This is a genomic window from Streptomyces sp. NPDC001508, from assembly GCF_040298665.1.
Classification (GTDB): domain Bacteria; phylum Actinomycetota; class Actinomycetes; order Streptomycetales; family Streptomycetaceae; genus Streptomyces.
On sequence record NZ_JBEPAP010000061.1, the window covers coordinates 32385 to 52990 of the forward strand.

Below are 20606 nucleotides of genomic sequence, written 5' to 3' on the forward strand. Positions count from 1 at the left end.
CGTGAAGAAGATCGCTTTCGGTGCCCTGGCCGCCGTGGCCGCCGTGTTCGTCGTGCAGTCCCTGCCCGATCTGCGGCGCTATCTGCGCATCCGCCGCATGTGACCTGGCGCCCGGCACGCCCCAGGCCACGGCCGCGACCGGGCCGGCTGCCGGGTGCAGCCCGCCCCGGTCGCGGCCCGCCACAGCCCCGGCGCCGACAGCGCCACGGTCGGCCCCGCCCCTGGTGCGCGCGACGGGGGCGCTGCGGCAAACGACGGACGCGGCACCACCGCGGCGGCGTGCCGGACCACCGGCCCGGTACCCCGCCCCTCTAATGGGATGCGGCCGTTCGCGTACGTACGGCCCGCGCGTAGCGCGCCAACGCCCGCCGGGACGGAGGCAGATGCACGAGATGTCCATCGCGCTGGCGGTGATCGAGCAGGTGGCGGATGCGGCCGAGCGGGCCGGTGACGTCAGCGCGGTGCGCTCGGTGCGGCTCCAGGTGGGCGAACTGGCCGGTGTGGTACCCGAAGCCCTCGCCTTCTCCTTCGAACTCGCCTGCGCCGGAACCCTGTTGGAGGGCGCCGAACTGGTCACCGACGCGGTGCCCGGACGGGCCCGCTGTACGCCCTGCGACCACGAATGGGCCGTCGGCATGCCGCCCCGGCTCGGCTGCCCGCGGTGCCGGGGCGCGACCATCGACCTGCTGTCCGGCCGCGAACTGCGCATCGTAGGGGTGCGCTGGGAGGACGGCACGACGGCGGCAGCCACCCGTGAACCGAGCGAGGAGCGCTGAACCATGTGCCGTGCGGTGGATCTGCACCAGTCCGTGCTCGCCAGGAACGACGAGTCCGCGCAGGTGCTGCGCGACCGGCTCGCGGCCCGCGGCACCACGGTCGTCAACCTGCTCTCCAGCCCCGGCAGCGGCAAGACCGCCCTGCTGGAGCACGAACTCACCCTGGCCCGCGAGCGGTCCGTGCCGGTCGCCGCGCTCACCGCCGACCTCGCCACCGAGAACGACGCGGCACGGCTCGCCCGTTCGGGCGTCCCGGTCAAGCAGATCCTCACCGACGGGCTGTGCCACCTGGAGGCACGGATGCTCGCCCGGCACGTCGACGACTGGCTGCCGCGGCCCACGCGGCTGCTGTTCGTGGAGAACGTCGGCAACCTCGTCTGCCCGGCCTCCTACGACCTCGGCGAAACCCTGCGGGTGGTCCTCGCCTCCGTTACGGAGGGCGAGGACAAGCCGCTGAAGTACCCCACCGCCTTCGGGCTCGCCCACCTGGTGGTCGTCACCAAGACCGACATCGCCGCGGCCGTGGACTTCGACGAGGCGGCGTTCCGCGCCCATGTCGAACAGGTCAACCCGGGCGTCGAGGTGGTGCTGACCTCGGTACGCGCGCGACGGGGGCTGGGCACCCTGCTGGAGCGGGCCCTGGCCGCCGCGGACGGCGTCCCGCCGCACGCCCCGGTCATGGCCGGCCGCCCGCACGCCCACCCCGGGCACGAGCACGCCGGACACGCCCACGCCAGGGACGAGCAGGCCGGGCATGCGCACGCCGGACACGCCCACGCCGGGGACGAGCAGGCCGGGCATGAGCACGTCGGGCATGGGCAGGCCGGGGACGAGCATGTCGGGGACGAGCACCCCGGGCACGCCCACGCCGGGGACGAGCAGGCCGGGCATGCGCACGCCGGGCACGGGCACGTCGGGCATGAGCACGTCGGGCATGGGCAGGCCGCGGACGAGCGCGCCGGGCACGGGCACGGGCACGTCGGGCACGGGCAGGCCGGGCATGAGCATGTCGGGCACGCCCACCCCGGGCACGCCCACCCCGGGCACGAGCACGCCGGGCACGAGCACGCCGGGCATGAGCACGTCGGGCATGAGCAGGCTGGGCATGTTCACGCCGGGCACGGGCAGGCCGGGCATGTGCATGCCGCGGTGCCGCTCCGCTCGTGAGCGTCACCGGGACGGCCGGCGCGACGGTCCTGCGCCGCCGGGTCACCGCGCGCGGCGTGGTCCAGGGTGTCGGCTTCCGGCCGTACGTCCATGCCCTCGCCACCTCGCTCGGCCTGACCGGACACGTGACCAACACCCCCGACGGGGTGGTCGTCGAAATCGAGGGCGACCGCGCGGCCGTCGACCTGTTCTGTGCCCGCCTCGCGCCGGACGCCCCGCCGCTGGCCCGCGTCGACGGCGTCGACCACGAGGACGTGCCCGCCACCGGCGACGGCGCGTTCACCATCCTCGCCTCCCGGGCCGACGGCCGGGCCGGCGCCCTGATCCCCCCGGACACGGCGACCTGCGCCGCGTGCCTGGGCGAACTGGCCGACCCCGCCGACCGGCGCCACCGCCACCCCTTCGTCAACTGCACCCACTGCGGGCCCCGCTTCACGATCGTCACCGGCCTGCCCTACGACCGGGCGCACACCACGATGGCCGGCTTCCCGCTGTGCCCGCGCTGCGCCCGCGAGTACGCCGACCCCGCCGACCGGCGCTTCCACGCCCAGCCCGTCGCCTGCCCGGACTGCGGCCCACGACTGCGGCTGCTCGTCCGCCGCCCGCGGACCGCCGGCGCCCCCGAAGAGGTCACCGACGCGGACCCGGTGGCCGAGGCACGCAGGCTGCTGGGTCGCGGGGCGGTCCTCGCGGTGAAGGGACTCGGCGGCTACCACCTGGCGTGCGACGCGACCGACCCCGAGGCCGTCGCGCTGCTGCGGCGCCGCAAGGCGCGGGGCGACAAACCGTTCGCGCTCATGGCACGCGGCGCCGACGACATCGAGCACCTGGTCTCGCTCACCGCCGCGGAACGCGAACTGCTCGCCGGCCCGGCCCGCCCGATCGTGCTGCTGCGCCGCCGGACAACGGCCGGGCCCGCCGGTCCGCGCCCGGCGCCGCAGGTCGCACCCGGCAGCCCCGACCTCGGCGTCATGCTGCCCTACACCCCGCTGCACCACCTCCTGCTGGGCCTGCCGGGCGACCCCGAAGGGCCCCGGCTGCTCGTCATGACCAGCGGCAACGTCTCCGGCGAGCCGATCGTCACCGACGAGGGGGAGGCCCTGGAACGCCTGGCGCACCTGGCCGACGCCTGGCTCACCCACGACCGGCCGATCCGGGTGCCGTGCGACGACTCCGTGGTGCGGCTGTGCGACGGGAAACCGCTCATCGTGCGCCGCGCCCGCGGCTATGCGCCGCTGCCGCTCGACCTGCCCGTTCCGGTGCGCCCGGCCCTCGCGGTCGGCGGCGACCTGAAGAACACGTGCTGTCTCGGTGAGGGGCGACGGGCCTGGCTGTCCGCGCACATCGGCGACATGGACGACCTCGCCACCCAGCGGGCCTTCGCACGGGCCGTGGCACAACTGGAGTCGATCACACCGGTGCGGCCCGGACTGCTCGCGGCCGACCGGCACCCCGGCTACCGCTCCGCCCAGTGGGCCCTGCGCAACGCCGCGGGACGCGAGGTGGTCCGCGTCCAGCACCACCACGCGCACATCGCCGCCGCGATGGCGGAGCACGGCCTCGACGGCACACGGCGGGTGCTCGGCGCCGCCTTCGACGGCACCGGCCACGGCGACGACCAAGCAGTGTGGGGCGGGGAGTTCCTGCTCGCGGACTACGCCGGCTTCACCCGTCTCGGGCACCTGGCCTACGTCCCCCTGCCCGGCGGTGACGCCGCCGTGCACCGGCCCTACCGCATGGCGCTCGCGCACCTGCGTGCGGCCGGGCTCGCCTGGTCCGCCGACCTGCCCTGTGTGGCCGCCTGCCCCACCGACGAACTCAGGGTGCTCTCACGGCAGTTGGAGCGCGGCATCCACTGCGTGCCCACCTCCAGCATGGGGCGCCTGTTCGACGCGGTGTCCTCCCTCGCCGGCGTGTGCCACCGGGCCGGCTACGAGGCGCAGGCCGCCGTCGAACTGGAGGCCGCCGCGCTGTCCGCGCCCGCCGAGGACACCACCGCGTACGCCTTCGCCGTACCCGAGGCCGCTACGCTCGACGGGCCGCTGCGGGCCGGCCCGGCGCCCGTGCTGGCCGCGGTCGTCGACGATCTGCGGGCGGGCGTGCCCGCGGCGTCGATCGCGGCCCGTTTCCATCGCGCCGTCGTCGGCCTCGTCCACCGCGTCTGCCTGCTGGCCCGGGACCGGCACGGGGTGGACACCGTCGCCCTCACCGGCGGTGTGTTCCTCAACTCCCTGCTCTCCTCGGCCTGCGCCGCGGCCCTTACGGCGGACGGGTTCACCGTGCTGCGCCACCACCTGGTCCCGCCCGGCGACGGGGGACTGGCCCTCGGGCAGCTGATGGTGGCCGCCTGGGCCGGCGGTCCGGGCGCAACGACCCTCTGACGACCGACGCACGACCTGACAGCGAGGAGAGGCCCATGTGCCTGGCGGTACCCGGCAGAGTGCTGGACATCGACGAGCGGGACGGCACCCGGATGGCCACCGTCGACTTCGGCGGTGTGGTCAAGGAGGTGTGCCTGGAATACCTGCCCGACCTGAAGGTCGGCGAGTACGCCATCGTGCACGTCGGCTTCGCGCTGCAACGGCTCGACGAGGACTCGGCCCGGCAGACGCTCGAACTCTTCGCCGAACTCGGCATGCTCCAGGAGGAGTTCGGCGACCCCTGGGAGGCGGCCGCGGGCGCGGGCGCCGCGCACACGGGCGAGGAGGCCCACCGGTGAAGTACATCGACGAGTTCCAGGACCCGGAGCTGGCCCGGAGGCTGCTCGACGAGATCCATGACACGGTGACCAGGCCATGGGCGCTGATGGAGGTGTGCGGCGGCCAGACGCACTCCATCATCCGGCACGGCATCGACCAACTCCTGCCCGAACAGGTCGAGTTGATTCACGGCCCGGGCTGCCCTGTGTGTGTCACACCGCTGGAGGTCATCGACAAGGCCCTGGAGATCGCCTCCCGGCCCGGGGTGATCTTCTGCTCCTTCGGCGACATGCTCCGGGTGCCCGGGACGGACCGCGACCTGTTCCAGGTGCGCGGGGAGGGCGGCGACGTACGGGTCGTCTACTCGCCGCTGGACGCCCTGCGGATCGCGCAGCAACACCCGGACCGCGAGGTGGTGTTCTTCGGCATCGGCTTCGAGACCACCGCGCCGCCCAACGCGATGACCGTCCACCAGGCCCGCAAACTGGGCATCCGCAACTTCAGCCTGCTGGTTTCGCATGTGCGGGTGCCCCCGGCCATCGAGGCGATCATGCGTTCGCCGAGCTGCCGGGTGCAGGCCTTCCTCGCCGCCGGGCATGTGTGCACCGTCATGGGCCTCGGCGAGTATCCCGAACTGGCGCAGCGCCACCGGGTGCCCATCGTCGTCACCGGCTTCGAACCGCTGGACATCCTGGAAGGCGTACGCCGGAGCGTGGCGCAGCTGGAGCGCGGCGAGCACACCGTCGACAACGCCTACCCGCGGGCCGTGCGAGACGAGGGAAACCCCGCCGCGCAGGCCGTGCTGGAGGACGTCTTCGAGGTCACCGACCGCTCCTGGCGGGGCATCGGAGTGATCCCCGACAGCGGCTGGCGGCTGTCCGGCAGATACCGCGACTACGACGCCGAACTGCGGTTCCGCGTCGACGGCATCCGCACCCTGGAGCCGGCCGAGTGCCGCAGCGGCGAGGTGCTCCAGGGACTGCTCAAACCCCATGAGTGCGAGATGTTCGGCACCCGCTGCACCCCGCGCACCCCGCTCGGCGCCACCATGGTCTCCAGCGAGGGTGCCTGCGCCGCCTACCACCTCTACCGACGTCTTCGGACCACGCCCGCGCCCCGGGAGGCGAGCCCCGTTGCCTGACACCACCGACACCCTGGACGTGACCGGCTGGACCTGCCCGGCCCCGCTGCGCGACCGGCCCCGCGTGGTCATGGGCCACGGCGGCGGGGGCACCCTCTCCGCGGAACTGGTCGAGCAGGTCTTCGCGCCCGCCTTCGGCGGTGCGGCCCTCGCCGAACTGGGCGACGCGGCATCGCTGTGTCTCGGCGGGGTCCGGCTGGCCTTCTCCACCGACTCCTTCGTGGTGCGGCCGCTGTTCTTCCCCGGCGGCAGCATCGGCGACCTCGCCGTCAACGGCACCGTCAACGACCTCGCCATGGGCGGCGCCCGGGCCGCCTACCTCTCCTGCGGATTCATCCTGGAGGAGGGGGTGGAGATCGAGACCGTGGCCCAGGTGGCCGATGCGCTCGGCGCCGCCGCGCGGACCGCGGGCGTGGAGGTCGCGACGGGCGACACCAAGGTGGTCGAGTCCGGGCACGGCGACGGCCTCTTCGTCAACACGGCCGGCATCGGCCTGATCCCGGACGGTGTCGATCTGCGCCCGGCCCGGGTGGTGCCCGGCGACGTGGTGATCGTCAGCGGGCCGGTCGGGGTGCACGGCGTGGCCATCATGAGCGTGCGCGAGGGACTGGAGTTCGGGGTCGAGATCGTCAGCGACTGCGCGGCGCTCGGCGGCCTGGTGGCGGACATGCTGGCCGTGACCCCGGATCTGCATGTCCTACGCGATCCCACCCGCGGGGGAATCGCGGCCTGCCTCAACGAGATCGCGAGGGCGTCGGGCACCGGTGTCGTCATCGCGGAACGGGCCGTGCCCGTCCCGCCGGCGGTGGCCGGCGCCTGCGCGGTGCTGGGCCTCGACCCCTTCTACGTCGCCAACGAGGGCAAGCTGGTGGCGTTCGTCCCGCGCGAGCACGCCGACGCCGTGCTGGCGGCGATGCGGGCGCATCCACTGGGCGCGCAGGCCGCGATCATCGGCGAGACGGTGGCGGAGCACCCCGGGATGGTGGTGGCCCGCACCGGCCTGGGCGGCACCCGGGTGGTCGACATGCCGCTCGGGGAGCAGCTGCCGCGGATCTGCTGAGCGCCGCCGCGGATCCGCCGAGCGCCCCTGGGCGTGCGCGACCGCCGGGCTCAGCCGAGGTCCGGCGGCTGGAGGACGGCCAGGGTGCCGTGCGCCTGGCGCAGCGCCACCTCCAGCGCGGTCGGGGCGTGCAGGGCGCCGGAGCCGTCCGGCGGGACCAGCCACTCCATGAGCCCGGCCGGACGGTACGGCGGCGGCACCGCGACCCATGCGCCCTTGCTCGCGTGCCGCAGCCCGGCCCCGACCCAGCGGCTGCCCGGGTCGGGCGGCAGGAAGAAGCCGACCCGGTGGGCGCCGCCGTCCGCGAGCGTGGGGCCCGGCAGGGGCAGCGACGGGCTCCACAGCAGGTCCAGGGTGAGCAGCCCCAACTCGTCGGGGACGCTGAGCACATCCCAGTAGCGTCCCGCCTCCAGCAGGGCGATGCCGTCGCCCTGGTCCCACTCCCGCTTGCAGGTCCGGGGGTCGCAGGAGGCCGCCGCCAGCCACTCCACGCCCCGCATCCACGTCGCGTCCGTCATCTGCCGCTCCGGATGCCGGGCGCACGAGATAACCGCACGATGCGGCACACCGACCCGGCCTATGAATCCTTGTAGATATTTCTATGCCGGGGAAGGGGTGGCGTGCCCTGGCGCTTTACGGCGCGTACGCTTCCCGCGTTCCGTCGTCCTCCTGTTCCGTCGTCCTCCTGTTCGGCCGAGGGACGCCGATAAGGTGGGGCGGAGCCGGGCCGACAGTGGGAGGGGACGAACGTGGACGAGATCGACCGGGCCATCCTGCGGGAACTGCAGACCGACGGACGCATCGCGTACGCCGACCTCGGCCCGAAGGTCGGCCTGTCCGCCTCGGCGGCCCGGCAGCGCCTGCAACGGCTGCTGGATTCCCGGGCCGTCCAGGTCGTCGGCGTCACCGACCCGATGGCCATGGGCGGTCAGGCCATGGCGCTGCTCGGCATCGGCGTGGACGGCGACCCGCGCGCCGTCGCCGACGAACTGGCCGAACACCCCGAGGTGATCTACGCGGTGCTGACCTCCGGCGGCTTCGATCTGTTCGCCGAGGTCGTCACCCCCGGCCCCAAGGACCTGCTCGACTTCGTCAACGACGTGGTGCGGCCGATCGAGGGCGTACGGCAGATCCAGTCGTTCCCGTACTTCGGCATTCACACCCACCGCTTCCTGTGGGACATCGGCTGAACCTCGCTCCGGCGCCCGGCGCGGCTCACCGGGAGGGCAGCGGGGTGAGGACGAGCATGGTCGCGTCGTCCCGGACGGCGTCGGAGTGCTCCAGGAGGTCCGCCCACACGCGGGAGGTCAGCGTGGCCGGGTCCTCGGCGGCGAGCGTACGCAGCCGCTCGGCCAGCGGGTAGAACGCACCGGAGGCGTCCCGTGCCTCCCACACCCCGTCCGAGGCCAGGAACAGCCGGTCACCGGGTTCCAGACCCACGGTGACCTCCTTGGGCGGATCGAACCCGAGCGGGCCGAGACCCAACGGAAGGCCCGGACTGACCCCGATCTCGCGGGCCTGCCCGTCGCGCAGCAGCACCGGCGGCGGATGCCCGCGGACCACGATCCGCACATCGCGGACGTCTGCGGAGAACTCCAGCAGTACGGCGGTGGCGAACATCTCGGCGTGCCGATCGCCCGCCGAGTCCGCCGCCAGTCTGCGGTCCATACGGGCGGCGACCCTCTCCAGGTCCGGCTGGTCGAGCACCGCCTCCCGGAACGCGCCCAGCAGCGAGACCACGGTGGGCACGGTGACCAGCCCGTGCCCCTGCACATCGGCCATCACCGCCCGGACCCCGTGCGGGCCGTCGCGTACGTCGAAGAAGTCCCCGCCGACCAGCGTCCCGCGCTGGGCGGCCCGGTACAGCCCCGAGCAGGCGACATCGCCGACCCGCTGGGGCAGCGGCGGCGCGATGGCCCGCTGCACGGCCCGCCCGACCGTCCGCTCGGTGACCAGCTGGGCGTCCCGCTGACTGCGCACATAGGAGACGAACACACTCAGCAGCACGACGAAGACGATGGTGAGCAGATCGGTGTTGCCGGGCCGGTTCAGATGGGTGGCCGGCATGTTCATCACGGCCACCACCAGGGCGCCCATGACCGCAGTGGTCAGCGGCCCGTACGACAGGACGGTGAGCGGCGGGATCGCCCCCAGCAGGAAACCGATGTCGAGCGCGTTGCGGCTGAGCAGGGTGGCCGTGGTGACGCACGCGAGCAGGGCGACGGGCAGCACCCGCACCCAGCGCGGCGGCGGCGCGCCCCGCAGCCAGCCACGCTCGTCCAGGTACCGGCGCCAGGGCCGACCGCGGACCCTTCCCACATGCCCACGTTACGCCCGGCCGAGGCACCCGGCCGCCCACGAGCCCCCGGGCGACGCGCGGGGCGCCCGGACCGCCACCGGAAAAGCGGTGGACCCGGTGCGCGGCCCGCCGATACGGTGGCGGCGCACGCCCGAGGCCCGACGGAAGGAGGCGAGTGCCATGTGGTCCAAGCTCACCCAGCGCTCCCTCCCCGTTGCCCCGGCGTGCCACGTCTGATCTGACCGGGAGCGCATCCGTTCGTACGCATCCCGGAGGAATCCATGACCGATCCGGTCATCCAGACGCTCGACGAGCACACCGTCCACCTCTTCGACGCCCTGCCCGACCCGCTGCGCGCACGCGAGGCGCACCGGCGGACCCGGCACCGCCCCGACTGGAAGCGGGTGGCCCTGCGCGACGGGCGGGTGGTGGCGCGGGCCGCCTGGTGGGGCGGACCCGATGACGCCCGGCCCCTCGCGGTCAACTGGTTCGACGTGGCCGAGGGCGAGGAGGAGGCGGGGGCCGAACTGCTGCGGAGCGCGCCCTGGCAGGTCGACGACCTCGAATTCGACCTGCCCGGCGGCTGGCGCGACGTACCCGCCCTGAAGGCCGCTGCCGAGACCCGCTTCGCCGCCGCCCGGGCGGCCGGGTACCGGCCCCTGGTGGAGCGCTTCGTCTACCGGTGGACGCCGCCGTGCGGACTGCCCGCACGGCCGGGACGGCTCGTCTTCCGCCGCGAGCCCGACGACGCGGTGTTCTTCGACGCCCTGCGCCGCATCCACTCCGTCACCCTGGACGCCCACGCCCGCCGGGCCATCGAGCAGGGCGGAGTGGAACGGGCCGCCCAGGAGGAGATCGACTTCTTCCGGTGGTGTCCGTCGCCGCGCGAGTGGTGGCAGGTCGCGCACACCCCGCGGGGCGAGCCCGTCGGCATCCACATTCCCGCGCACAACCCCGGGGGGCCCTGCATCGGGTTCATCGGGGTCCTGCCGGAACAGCGCGGACACGGGTACGCCCACGACCTGCTCGCCGAGTGCACCCACTTCCTGGCCGAGCGTGGAGCGGAGGCCATCGCCGCGGCGACCGACCGAGGCAACTTCCCCATGGCCGCGCACTTCGCGAGGGCCGGATACCCCGTCGTACGAGAACGGGTCCAATTCCACCTGGCCCCCGGAGACGACTGACACCAGTCGGACAGCGCCGGTGCGGGGCTGTATCGATGTGCGGCTCTGCCGGGTGTGCGTGACCTGCCATGACGGTGCCGCGGTCGATGGACGGCGGGGCGTGGCGGGTCCGGCGGAGTGTTCGGCAGGGGCCGGTGTCGGTGGCGTGTAGCGGGCCTGGTGAAGTCGGTTGGGGTGCGGCAGCGCGCTGAAGGGGTGCGGGGCTGTATCGATGTGCGGCTCCGCCGGGTGGGCGTGAGCAGCTAGGCCGGTGCCGCGGTCGACCGACGGCAGAGCGCGGCGTATCCAGCGGAGCGTTCAGGCGGGGGTCGGGACCGGGCGGTCGCCTCGCAGAGAGTCCGCTGTGGCCAGGATCTCGGTCACCCTGAGGGCGAACGCCGCGTCGCACGGGTGCGGTCGGCCCGTGCGCGCTGCGGCCAGCAGCGCGTCCACGGCCCGGCCGAAGGCCGCGAGGGCGCCGTCCGCGCTGTCCGGCAGCGTGCTCACCCCGGCCTCGCCCCGCAGTTCGACGGTGGCACCGGCCGCCGCCGGCGGGGCGGTCAGGCTCAGGGTCAAGGTGCTGGAAGCGCCGCCGAGATGGTCGAGGACGACATACGCGGTGTCCCCGGGGCCGTGCGCCGCCGCGCTCACCCGGCGCACATCGCCCAGCACCGGCAGCAGCACGGACAGGGCATGCGGGCCGACGTCCCACAGCGCGCCCTTCTCCCGGCGCCACGGCGACGCCCCGAACGGGCTGTCCGTGGTGAACACCGAGCCCAGCCACTGCGCCCGCGCGGTGAACCAGCCGCCCTTCTCGGCCTGTTCGGCGATCCAGGCGCCGGCCTCGGGCTGGAACCGGGTGGTGAAGAACACCACGGAGGCGACCTCGGCGCGCCGCGCGGCCTCCACGACCTCCCGGCCGTGCGCCACCGTGGCGGCGAGCGGCTTGTCCAGCAGCAGATGGCGTCCGGCGCTGGCCGCCCGCGAGGCGAGCGCGGCCTGGACGTCCGGCGGCAGCGCCACGGCGACCGCGTCCACGTCGGCGAGCAGGGCGTCCACGTCGGCGTAGGCCCGGGTCCCGTGCCGGTCCGCCAGTTCGGCGGCGGCGTCCGGGCGCCGCCCCCACACCCCTATGAACTCCACCTCGTCGTGCCCGCTCAGGGCGGGGGCGTGGACCATCTGGGCCCAAGGGCCGGTGCCGAGCAGTCCGATGCGCATCGCGCTGCCTCTCCAGGGTGCCGAACGTGACGACCGGCGCGGTCCGCCGGTCCTGGGCGAGGGTTTCACAGATCGTGCGCGCGTGGGCATGCCACGAGTACGCCGCACTCCCTAGTATGTACTCCCTGTTATCACCGGCCAGTTGGCACAGAGTACGTACCGGGGGAGCAATGCACGCGGGAGACCAGCCGTCCAGGGAGATAGACCCCACCGTGCCGACGGCCGCGCGGATGTACGACCACTACCTCGGCGGCAAGGACAACTACGCGGCCGACCGGGCGGCGTGCGAAGAGCTGGACAAGGTGGTCCCGAGCACCCGGCGGCTCGCCCTCAACAACCGCCGCTTCCTGCAGCGCGTCGTGCGGACCCTGGCCCGGGACTACGGCATCCGGCAGTTCCTCGACCACGGTTCAGGGCTGCCCACCCAGGACAATGTGCACCAGGTCGCCCAGTCCGTCGACCCCACCTCCCATGTGGTCTACGTCGACAACGACCCCATGGTGCTGGTGCACGGCCGGGCGCTGCTGGAGCAGGACGAGCGCACCGCCGTCATCCAGGCCGACATGCGTGACACCGAAGGGATCTTCGGGCACCCCGAGACCCAGCGGCTCATCGACTTCAGCCGGCCGGTGGGCGTGCTCTTCGTCTCGGTCATGCACTGCCTCCCGGACAGTGACACCGACGGCCCGCAGGCCCTGGCCCGCCGGGTGGCCGAGCGCCTCGCCCCCGGGAGCTTCCTGGTGATGTGCCAACTGGTCAGCGAGGACGCCGAGGTCCGCACGTTCGTCACCGACTTCATGGACCAGACCACCCAGGGGAACTGGGGCCGGGTGCGGCAGGAGAAGGACGTCGCGGAACTCTTCGAGGGCCTGGACATCCTGGAGCCCGGCCTCGTCGAGGTGTCGACATGGCGGCCGGACTCGGAGGTGGCCCCGCGCCAACTCACCCACGAGTGGATCGAGTTCGGCGGCGTCGGCCGCATCGGTTGGAGGGGCCCTGGCGAAACGGAGGCGAGCCGTGTGCGCACGGCCCGTCAGGGGGCCGGGTAGCGTTCCCTCATGATCCGGTCCAGCAGGTCGACGGACTGCCGCGGCTGCAACGCCTCGTCGGCCAGCCGGTCCAGGGCCACCCGGTACTCCTCGGTCTCGTCCCGGTCCTCAAGGAAGTTGGCGCTCCTGATGTGCTCCAGGTACACCACATCGGGCAGATCGAGGCCGCCGAACCGCAGATAGGTGACCGGGATCGCGGGCGCCGACGCGTTCGTCACGTCCAGCGGGACGATCTGCAGCGTGACATGCGGCCGTTGGGCCATCCGCAGCAGATGCTCCAGTTGCTCGCGCATCACCTCGGGGCCGCCCAGGACACGCAGCAGCACCGACTCGTCGATGATCACCCACACCTGGGGAGGGTCCGGACGACGCAGCAACTCCGCCCTGCGCACGCGTAGTTCGACGCGCCTGCGCACCTCGTTCTCGGGTGCCGTCGGAAGGCCGCGCCGCACCACCGCACGGGCGTAGTCCGGCGTCTGCAACAGACCGGGAACGTACTGGATCTCGAAGGTACGGATCGCGACGGCGGCCTCCTGAAGACCGACCAGCCGGTCGAACCACTCGGGCATCAGCCGCTTGTCGTACCGCTGCCACCAGCCCGGCTCACCGGCCCGCCGCAACAGCCTCAGCAGGACCGAGGACTCGTACGGGTCCGTGCCGTACAGCGTCAGCAGGGCCTGTACGTCGGCCTCGGACGGGGGCCTGCGGCCCTTGCCCGACTCGATGCGGGACAGCTTCGCCGGGCTGAAGCCGAGGGTCCGCGCCGCCTGTTCCTGGGCCAGCCCCGCGTCCTCGCGGAACCCCGCCAGTTGGACGCCTACCAGCATTTTCAGCAAAGTCGGGGCGGGTTCGGCGCGGTCCAGATAGGGTTCGAGGCGCGAGACACGAGGGGACTCGGCTGACATCCTTGCTCCCGGCAGACCGGCGATGGAGACCGTCAGACTAACGCAAGCGGCGCACCTCGGCCCATGTCCCGGGCACATGTGGGGCGTTGGGTTCCGGGCAGGGTGCGCCGCCGGAGCGTGGCTACAGCAGATTGTCGAACTCGCCGTCCTTCGCGCCCGCCAGGAAGGCGGCCATCTCGGCGGGCGTGTAGACGAGCGCGGGGCCGTCCGGGTCGCGGGAGTTGCGGACCGCGACATAGCCGCCGGACAGGGCCGCGACCTCCACGCAGTTGCCCTCGGCATTGCTGCGCCTGCTCTTGATCCATCGCACGTCGAGCGAGCTGGCTCGCACCCCGTTCGGCACCGGTGACATCACAGCCTCCTTGTGGTTCATGTCCCGCCCCGGGGAGCGGACGCTCGCCTGTCGCGGGGCCGCCGGGGCGGGCCCCGTGTTCCTACCCACTTTTCGCGCAATTTCCCGTGCAATTGCACGCAGGCGTCGTCGACGTGAATAATGACGGCGACGCCGGTCCCGCCGTCGGCGTCACGACCTGACCGCGAATCAGGGAGACGCCGTGTCATCGCCTGCGCCTCGGACCAACCCCTCCGGCACGGGGCGGACCGAACCCGCGACGGCCTCGCTCCGGGCGGCGGCCGCTCCGCTGGCGGCCGTCGACGAGGTGCCCTGGCACGAGTTCAAGGACTCCACCGGATCCGCCGAGGGCATCCCGCTGCTGCTGCACATCATCGCCCGCGGCGACGAGGACCGCGCCCGGCAGGCACTCGGTGAACTGCGCACCCGCATCTGCCAGTACGGATTCGTCGTGGAACAGGCCACGGCCGTCACCGTGCCCTTCCTGTGGGAACTGGCCCGACAGCCCCGCATCGCCTGCCGCGCCCAGATCATCGAACTCCTCGGCAGCATCGTGGCGGCACGCCAGTGGGAGGAAACGGCCGCCGTCTACCCCAAGCTGCTCAACCGCCGGGAGAACCATGTGGTCTGGGAGCGCAACGCCCGGGAGGCCGTCCGGTCGGGCCGGGCCCTGATCCGCCACCTGCCGCCGGGCGACGGACCCGAGGTCGACCGGGCCGCCAGGGAACTGGCCCGCGCACTGGGGGAGTAGCCACCCGCTCCGTCTCCTCGTCGTCGCCTCGTCCGTCATACGGACGGCACCGGATCGCGCGTGCGGACCGGACGCAGGTCCGCGACGGCTGAGCGACGTAGGACCGCGACGGCTGGTCAGAGAGCGTTTGCTCGGCCGGCCGGGGCGGTGCTCGTTCGGCCGGCGGGCGCGGCGCCCGGCTCTCCGGAAGCCGGCGCCGGCGCCTCGCCATCGCCCGCGTGCTCATCCGGGACCCTCGGGCGCTGGTAACTGGACGAGGCGACGTCGGCGCTGGACACCCGGTCCGATGCGCTCGTCCAGCAGGCTCTCGCACGGCTGTCGCACGGTCGCACCGCCTTCGTGGCGCACCGACGGAACTCTCTGACCAGGGACGATGCACCCTTGCGCGGAGATCGTCTCCCACGCTGCCGGAGATCTTTTCCCGCCGGACGAGGCGCCCCTCGCTCGCGACCTGGTCAGAGCGTCCGTCAACTCGTCCCCGTACGACGAGTGTTTCGTCGGTGCCCCTTCGTGGTGGCGCACCGTCTGTCCACCGTGCGCGGTGCCGACCGGATCGTGGTGAGGGCGGGCGGCACGGTCCGCGAGATCGGCCGGCACGAGGAACTCCTGCGCCGCGGCGGCGCCTACCCGGACCCGCACCGCGGGACCGCCTGACCGAGGGACGCGCGCCGCCGCGCCCTGCGCGTGCCCGGGAAGTGAGGGATGTGAGGGAAGGGCGGGAAGGGCGGGATGGAGGGGATGGGGAGGAAGGGGGATTGAACTCCCGTTTCCCGGGCATACGCAGCGCATAACAAGAGAGAGGGGCAGTCACGTGCCGGTCCTGGACCCCAAGGTCGTCAGAAAGCTGCTGACCCGTTACGCCTCGCTGCGGATCGGCCAGGCCGAACGGCCGACGCCGGCGGCGGCGCGGGAACTGGCGGAGGTGACCCGCGGCCTGTGCGCGATGACGGGCACCACGGACGTCCGCGAGGCCATCGCCCGGGCCGACGCCCTGCTGATCCGGACGCGCGGTACCGGCGAGCAGAGCGGACTCCCGCTCGCCGGCTGACGGCCGCGCCGTCCGCCCGCACGCCCGGCCCGCGGTCGCGGCATCAAGTCCTGTGGGGGAACCTTTACCAGGACCGCACCAGGACTGGCGTCGGTCCTTACACTCGTCAGCTGTGCCCATGTCCATGGGCCGTGCTCGGAAAGGCGCTTTGACGGGTGTTCCAGGATTCCCCCATCTACGACCGGCTCGTCGCGGAACGCGGCGACGTACCCGCAGGAGTACGCGAAGAGGCTGACCGCCTGCGCAGGGAAGTGGAGGCGGTCATGCTGCCGCTGCGGTCGCCCGGTGCCGCGCTGCCGCCGCCCGCGGCCCCGCCCTCGCAGTGGCAGCGCGTGCACCCGCTGCCGGGCCCCTGAGCCGCGCGGCGGGCGGTGGACGGCGGTGCCGCGGCGGCGGGGCGGCACCACGTACCCGGCGGGCCCTCACGGCGCCGGCCTTCGTGGTGCGTCGCCCGACGGGCGGGTGCCGTCGGGCGCGGACGCCAGCCACTGGGCGATGGCGCCGGCGATCGGCTGGCCGGTGTCCATCTCGACGAAGCCGAACTGGCCCGACTGGTTGCACTCGAGGAACCACCAGACGCCGTCCGCGTCCTCGGCGAAGTCGAACGCCCCATAGGCGAGTTCGGCGCCGCGGAGATAGGTGTGGACGGCCGTCGCGACCCGTGGGGGCACCTCCACGGCACTCCAGGGGGACAGGGACGGGGTGAAACGCACGTCCACGTCGTCCGGGTCGGCATCCGGCTCCACGGCCTTGCGCGCGGCGAACAGCCGGTCGCCGACGGCGGTCAGCCGGATGTCGGCCCGCTTCGGCACCCTGCGCTGCAGCAGGGTCGGACCGAACGCGACGGCCGAGAAGTCGGTGTCCGGCGCGACCCTGCTGGTCGGCACCGCCCGGGGCGGCTCCTTGGGGTGCGCGCCGGAGACGGGCTTGACCACGAGGTCCGGGAAGCGCTCCGAGAACTCCCGGGCGGCCTGGGGGAACGTCGTGATCAAAGTGGCGGGCACGGGCAGCCCGCTGCGCTGCGCGAGCCCGAGCTGCCACGGCTTGTGGCGGGCCCGCCGGGCGGCGTCGGGATGGTTCATCCAGCGTGCCTCGGTGCAGCGCAGCATGCCGTACAGCGCCTGGGATGCCTCCTCGGTCAGCCAGGCGGACGGCTGGGCCGCCCGGGCCGCGGCAAGGCCCGGTCTGCGCACCCAGACGGAGCGCAGACCGGCCAGGCTCACCAGCCGGCCCGCGACGGACAGATGGCCGTGGCAGACGCCCCGCACGTACTCTGCGGACAGGGCGACCCCGGTGGTGAGATCCGCTGGATCGAGGCGGACCACCGGCACCCCGGTCTCATGGAGCCGAAGGACCACCATGTCCGCCGTCACATCCTCTTCACTGGTCAGAATGAGCACGGTCATTGCGAGAACTCGCGGTCAGTCGTCGAAGTGCGTCTTGGAGCCGGCCGTGGAGGTCGTGGTCCCCAGCGCTCTCAATGTCGCGTGGTCGGTCGCGGCGAGGCGGCCGTCGGGGAGCACGTTCAACTGCAGTCCGGAGTCGTACATGTACGGAGTGGTGACATCCAACTGCACAGCCGGGCGGGCGTAGTTGAGCGTGAACGGTTGCATGGTCTCTCCCTGTTTCAGCTTCCATGCATTTATACGATTCGAACGCCTGGTTGGTTTCCTTACTCTCTGTGATCTCAGCCCGAATTAAGGCCGTATCAAGGCAGCGGCGCGGCGATGTTCCTCGGATGCCCGGAAAACGCAAACCCGTCCGGCACATGACGTCGGTCACAAGCGGCCACCGCTGACCCGTGTCAGGCCGTCAGGAGCCGCCGGGCGATCGTGAGGGCCTCTTCCGCGTAGCCGCGCCCGAACAGCACCGCGTGGACCAGCAGCGGGAACAACTGGTGCAGCCCGACGCGTTCGCGCCAGCCGTCCGCCAGGGGCGTGGTCTCCTGGTATCCGTCGAGCACCCGCTCCAGGTGGGGACAGCCGAACAGCCGGAGCATCGCGAGGTCGGTCTCCCGGTGCCTGCCGTGCGCGGCCGGGTCGATGAGCCGGACGTGACCGTCGCCGCCCCACAGCACATTGCCGTGCCACAGGTCGCCGTGCAGCCGGGCCGGGGGCTCGGCGGGGCCCGCCAGCAGGGGCAGCCGCTCGCAGACGCGGTCCAGGACGCCGGCCTCGCCCCGACGCAGGGTGCCGGCGTCGGCCGCGCGCAGATAGGGCAGCACCCGGTGCTCGGCGTACCAGGACGGCCAGTGGGCACCGGGGGCGTTGCGCATCGGGGCGCGGCCGATGTACGCCTCCTCGGGGCCGCCGGGCGGCGGGCAGCCGAAGGCGGGCGCCCCGGCGGCGTGCAGTCCTGCCAGTGCGCGGCCGAACCGGACCGCGGCGCCGGGGCCCGGCCGCCCGGTCGGGACGCGGTCGAGCACCAGCCATCGCGCGTCATGGCCGCGCACGGCCGGCAGCCGGACCGTCTCCGCGGCGGCCAGCCAGCGCAGCCCGGCCACCTCGGCGGCCACGGCGCGCGGAGCGCCGGCCTGTTTGACGACCACGACCGGCCCGCCGTCGAGGCCGACCTCGCTCAGCGTGCCGGACAGCGAGCGCACCCGCGTCGCCGCCCGCCCGGTGAGCCGGGCCGCCGCCGCCCGCGGCCCCTCGCCGCTGTGCACCATGGGCCCAGGGTAGGTCTCGGTCCGCAATACAGGCCGCCGCGGTCTGCGCGCAGGCGGCCTTGTGGCAGGACGCGGAGAACCGCATTGCGCGCGGTGGTGACGGAGAACACAGGCGGGCGGCAATGCGCCCGACGCCCCTGCGACTTCCGATCGCGGAGCCGGGCCGGCCGGCCGCTCGGGCCGTGGTGCGGAGTTTGCCGAACCGGCAACGTCGCTCGGCGGCGGAATCCGGCTCCCGCATGATCGGGCCAGCAGTCCCCGATCGTCTGGGAGGAACCATGCCGCAGACCACCCCTTCGCACGCCGTCCATCGCCTGGTGCCGTCCCCGGCGGGCCGGACCCATCTGGTGGAACAGGGAACCGGGCCGCTGGTGCTCCTCGTGCACGGATTCCCGGAGTCCTGGTACTCCTGGCGCCGCCAGCTGCCCGTGCTGGCCGCCGCCGGCTACCGGGCCGTCGCCGTGGACGTGCGCGGCTACGGCCGTTCCTCCAAACCCGCCGAGGCCGACGCGTACCGAATGCTCGAACTGGTGGCGGACAACGTCGCCGTGGTGCAGGCGCTGGGCGAGCGGTCCGCCGTGATCGTCGGACACGACTGGGGCGCCGCCATCGCCGCCACCTCGGCGCTGGTCCGTCCCGACGTCTTCAGCGCCGTGGGCCTGCTGAGCGTGCCCTACACCCCGCCCGGCGGCCTGAGGCCCAGCGAGGTGTTCGCGGCGATGGGCGGCCCCGAGGAGTTCTATGTCTCCTACTTCCAGGAGCCGGGCCGCGCGGAGTCGGAGATCGAACCCGATGTGCGCGGCTGGCTCGCGGGCTTCTACGCCGCCCTGTCCGCCGACACCATGCCCGCGCCCGGGGCGCCGGATCCGCACTTCGTCGCCGCGGGCGGCAGGCTGCGCGACCGGTTTCCCGCCGGTCGGCTGCCCGCCTGGCTCGGCGAAGACGAACTCGACGTCTACGCAGCCGAGTTCGAACGCACCGGGCTGACCGGCGCACTGAACCGCTACCGCGCCATGGACCGGGACTGGGCCGATCTCGCCGACTTCCACGGCGCTCCCGTCACCCAGCCGTCACTGTTCGTCGGCGGCGGCCTCGACGCCTCCACGACCTGGCTTGCCGGCGCGATCGAGGCGTTCCCCGGCACCCTGCCCGGCCTGACCGCCTCGCATCTGCTCGACGGCTGCGGCCACTGGATCCAGCAGGAACGCCCCGAGCGGATCAACACCCTGCTGACCCAATGGCTCGCGCAGGTGTCCCCGCGCCGGTGAGGGCACGCCGGTTCACCAGATGACGGACGGGTGCTCCGGGCCCGGCCTTGGACGGGTGCGCGTCCAGGACGGGTCGGCCGAGCAGGGCTGTGCCGTGTCGCGACCCCGGCCGCACGGCGGGGCGGCCGGGCGGGCGGAGCGCCGTGGGCGCGGGTCAGGGCTGGGTGAACATCGGTCCATGGGCTGGGGGGCGTCCTTCATCCGGGTGGGGGGTGGGCCGGTCGGGCCGGGGGGCCGGTGACGGGGCCGCGCCGGTGGTCGTCGCCAGCTCGGCCCAGACGACACGTGCGGAGCGGGGGGTGCCGGTGACACCCCAGTCGCGGCTCAGTGCCTCGACCAGCAGGAGTCCGCGTCCGCTCTGGTCGTTGGGGTCCGGCCGCCGGGGCGCCGGCAGCGCGGCGGCACGGTTCTGGTCCTCGACCTCGATGCGCAGCCGGCCCGCGGTGCTGTGCAGCCGGCAGGCGATCCGTTCGCTGGCCGAGTGGGTGACCGCGTTGGTGACCAGCTCGGAGGTGACGAGGACGGCGTTGTCCCGTACCTCCTCGTCGGTGCCCCAGCCGGTCAGCAGCGCGCGCACGGCTCTGCGTGCCGCGGCGACCGAAGCGGGGGTCGCGGGCAGATCGAGCGCGTGCACATGGCCGGGCGGTTGAGACCCGGAGGCGAGAGGGTCGGGGCCGTCGGGCCCAGGGAGTCGACCGGCATGCTCGCCTCCGGGTGGTCTGGTGGAACTCGCCGACTGCGGCGAGCGGCGCGGCCACGGGGCCGCATGCGGGCTCGCGGACCTGTCGCCGCCCGGCAGCGGTGCCGGCTGCCAGGCCCCCGCCGGTGCGGCACCGGCGGACCGGTCGTCGGGCAGTCGGTCCAGTGGCTGGGGGAGCAAGGGCGCAGTCATCGCCGTACGCCTTTCGTCCGGCCTCGCTGAGTGGGGGGCGTCTCGCGTCGTGGTTCGGTCGGCCGCACAGCACGAACGGGCGACAACGCGCGCCGGATGACGCCCGATTGCAGCCCAATCTCCCCCAACTGGGCTGTTCCGCCTGCTCAT

Annotated in this window: 22 protein-coding genes and 3 pseudogenes; 16 read left to right on the forward strand and 9 right to left on the reverse strand. The window is 73.4% G+C overall.

Features of this window, described 5'->3' with window-relative positions:
* Position 1 precedes the first annotated feature (1 nt).
* The 7 genes and pseudogenes from ABT245_RS46315 to hypE all read left to right on the forward strand — a co-directional run bounded on the left by ABT245_RS46315 (position 2) and on the right by hypE (position 6843).
* A complete protein-coding gene (locus ABT245_RS46315) occupies positions 2–103 on the forward strand; it encodes a DUF6893 family small protein (protein WP_502982261.1) in 102 nt (33 codons plus the stop codon).
* 280 nt (positions 104–383) lie between these two features.
* Positions 384–776 (forward strand): hydrogenase maturation nickel metallochaperone HypA/HybF, encoded by a 393-nt coding sequence (locus ABT245_RS36460; protein WP_351742471.1) that lies wholly within the window; start codon positions 384–386, stop codon positions 774–776.
* Positions 777–779: 3 nt separating this feature from the next.
* Positions 780–1583: pseudogene (gene hypB / locus ABT245_RS36465) on the forward strand (hydrogenase nickel incorporation protein HypB); the annotation flags it as partial.
* 356 nt (positions 1584–1939) lie between these two features.
* Positions 1940–4324, forward strand: a complete 2385-nt coding sequence (hypF, locus tag ABT245_RS36470; protein ID WP_351742474.1) for a carbamoyltransferase HypF — start codon at positions 1940–1942, stop codon at positions 4322–4324.
* A 35-nt stretch (positions 4325–4359) separates the two neighbouring features.
* Positions 4360–4662 carry a HypC/HybG/HupF family hydrogenase formation chaperone gene (locus tag ABT245_RS36475; RefSeq protein ID WP_351742476.1) on the forward strand — a complete coding sequence of 101 codons (303 nt, stop codon included), beginning with the start codon at positions 4360–4362 and terminating at the stop codon, positions 4660–4662.
* A complete protein-coding gene (hypD, locus tag ABT245_RS36480) occupies positions 4659–5783 on the forward strand; it encodes a hydrogenase formation protein HypD (protein WP_351742479.1) in 1125 nt (374 codons plus the stop codon). Before ABT245_RS36475 ends, hypD begins: the two co-directional genes overlap by 4 nt.
* Positions 5776–6843 carry a hydrogenase expression/formation protein HypE gene (gene hypE, locus ABT245_RS36485; protein ID WP_351742482.1) on the forward strand — a complete coding sequence of 356 codons (1068 nt, stop codon included), beginning with the start codon at positions 5776–5778 and terminating at the stop codon, positions 6841–6843. The genes hypD and hypE overlap by 8 nt, the downstream gene beginning before the upstream one ends.
* A gap of 50 nt (positions 6844–6893) precedes the next feature.
* On the opposite strand, the gene ABT245_RS36490 is transcribed toward hypE, so the two are convergent.
* Positions 6894–7361, reverse strand: coding sequence for a hypothetical protein (locus tag ABT245_RS36490; protein ID WP_351742484.1), 468 nt, complete (start codon positions 7359–7361; stop codon positions 6894–6896).
* Between the two features lie 231 nt (positions 7362–7592).
* Here ABT245_RS36490 and ABT245_RS36495 point away from each other — a divergent pair, with 231 nt between their 5' ends.
* Positions 7593–8033, forward strand: a complete 441-nt coding sequence (locus tag ABT245_RS36495; protein WP_351742487.1) for an Lrp/AsnC family transcriptional regulator — start codon at positions 7593–7595, stop codon at positions 8031–8033.
* Positions 8034–8058: 25 nt separating this feature from the next.
* Here ABT245_RS36495 and ABT245_RS36500 read toward each other — a convergent pair whose 3' ends face one another.
* Positions 8059–9162, reverse strand: coding sequence for a PP2C family protein-serine/threonine phosphatase (locus tag ABT245_RS36500; RefSeq protein ID WP_351742490.1), 1104 nt, complete (start codon positions 9160–9162; stop codon positions 8059–8061).
* 261 nt (positions 9163–9423) lie between these two features.
* Here ABT245_RS36500 and ABT245_RS36505 point away from each other — a divergent pair, with 261 nt between their 5' ends.
* Positions 9424–10326, forward strand: coding sequence for a GNAT family N-acetyltransferase (locus tag ABT245_RS36505; RefSeq protein WP_351742492.1), 903 nt, complete (start codon positions 9424–9426; stop codon positions 10324–10326).
* 297 nt (positions 10327–10623) lie between these two features.
* On the opposite strand, the gene ABT245_RS36510 is transcribed toward ABT245_RS36505, so the two are convergent.
* Positions 10624–11523, reverse strand: coding sequence for a Gfo/Idh/MocA family protein (locus ABT245_RS36510; protein WP_351742495.1), 900 nt, complete (start codon positions 11521–11523; stop codon positions 10624–10626).
* A 170-nt stretch (positions 11524–11693) separates the two neighbouring features.
* On the opposite strand from ABT245_RS36510, the gene ABT245_RS36515 reads away from it, so the two are divergent.
* Positions 11694–12572, forward strand: a complete 879-nt coding sequence (locus ABT245_RS36515) for an SAM-dependent methyltransferase (protein ID WP_351742498.1) — start codon at positions 11694–11696, stop codon at positions 12570–12572.
* Here ABT245_RS36515 and ABT245_RS36520 read toward each other — a convergent pair.
* Both ABT245_RS36520 and ABT245_RS36525 read right to left on the reverse strand, forming a co-directional pair.
* Positions 12557–13477, reverse strand: coding sequence for a helix-turn-helix domain-containing protein (locus tag ABT245_RS36520; RefSeq protein WP_351742500.1), 921 nt, complete (start codon positions 13475–13477; stop codon positions 12557–12559). The genes ABT245_RS36515 and ABT245_RS36520 overlap by 16 nt on opposite strands.
* Positions 13478–13598: 121 nt before the next feature.
* Positions 13599–13829, reverse strand: a complete 231-nt coding sequence (locus ABT245_RS36525; RefSeq protein WP_351742503.1) for a DUF397 domain-containing protein — start codon at positions 13827–13829, stop codon at positions 13599–13601.
* A 202-nt stretch (positions 13830–14031) separates the two neighbouring features.
* Here ABT245_RS36525 and ABT245_RS36530 point away from each other — a divergent pair, with 202 nt between their 5' ends.
* From ABT245_RS36530 to ABT245_RS36545, 5 genes and pseudogenes are all read left to right on the forward strand, one after another.
* A complete protein-coding gene (locus ABT245_RS36530; protein WP_351742506.1) occupies positions 14032–14580 on the forward strand; it encodes a hypothetical protein in 549 nt (182 codons plus the stop codon).
* 161 nt (positions 14581–14741) lie between these two features.
* Positions 14742–14916: pseudogene (locus tag ABT245_RS46320) on the forward strand (ATP-binding cassette domain-containing protein); the annotation flags it as partial.
* 171 nt (positions 14917–15087) lie between these two features.
* Positions 15088–15234 (forward strand): annotated as a pseudogene (locus ABT245_RS46325) (ABC transporter ATP-binding protein); the annotation flags it as partial.
* A gap of 157 nt (positions 15235–15391) precedes the next feature.
* Entirely contained in the window at positions 15392–15628 is a 237-nt protein-coding gene (locus ABT245_RS36540; RefSeq protein WP_351742509.1) for a DUF5133 domain-containing protein, read from the forward strand.
* 155 nt (positions 15629–15783) lie between these two features.
* Entirely contained in the window at positions 15784–15984 is a 201-nt protein-coding gene (locus tag ABT245_RS36545) for a hypothetical protein (RefSeq protein WP_351742512.1), read from the forward strand.
* Positions 15985–16050: 66 nt separating this feature from the next.
* Here the strand turns inward: ABT245_RS36545 and tgmB are convergent, their stop codons facing one another.
* The 3 genes from tgmB to ABT245_RS36560 form a co-directional block, all read right to left on the reverse strand.
* Positions 16051–17034: an ATP-grasp ribosomal peptide maturase gene (gene tgmB, locus ABT245_RS36550; protein WP_351742514.1), complete on the reverse strand. Its 984-nt coding sequence runs from the start codon at positions 17032–17034 to the stop codon at positions 16051–16053.
* A gap of 15 nt (positions 17035–17049) precedes the next feature.
* Positions 17050–17241 (reverse strand): putative ATP-grasp-modified RiPP, encoded by a 192-nt coding sequence (gene tgmA / locus ABT245_RS36555; protein WP_351742516.1) that lies wholly within the window; start codon positions 17239–17241, stop codon positions 17050–17052.
* Between the two features lie 191 nt (positions 17242–17432).
* Positions 17433–18296 carry a fructosamine kinase family protein gene (locus ABT245_RS36560; RefSeq protein WP_351742519.1) on the reverse strand — a complete coding sequence of 288 codons (864 nt, stop codon included), beginning with the start codon at positions 18294–18296 and terminating at the stop codon, positions 17433–17435.
* A gap of 278 nt (positions 18297–18574) precedes the next feature.
* On the opposite strand from ABT245_RS36560, the gene ABT245_RS36565 reads away from it, so the two are divergent.
* Entirely contained in the window at positions 18575–19564 is a 990-nt protein-coding gene (locus ABT245_RS36565) for an alpha/beta hydrolase (protein ID WP_351742521.1), read from the forward strand.
* Between the two features lie 154 nt (positions 19565–19718).
* Here the strand turns inward: ABT245_RS36565 and ABT245_RS36570 are convergent, their stop codons facing one another.
* Positions 19719–20456 carry an ATP-binding protein gene (locus ABT245_RS36570; protein ID WP_351742523.1) on the reverse strand — a complete coding sequence of 246 codons (738 nt, stop codon included), beginning with the start codon at positions 20454–20456 and terminating at the stop codon, positions 19719–19721.
* Between the last annotated feature and the right edge of the window lie 150 nt (positions 20457–20606).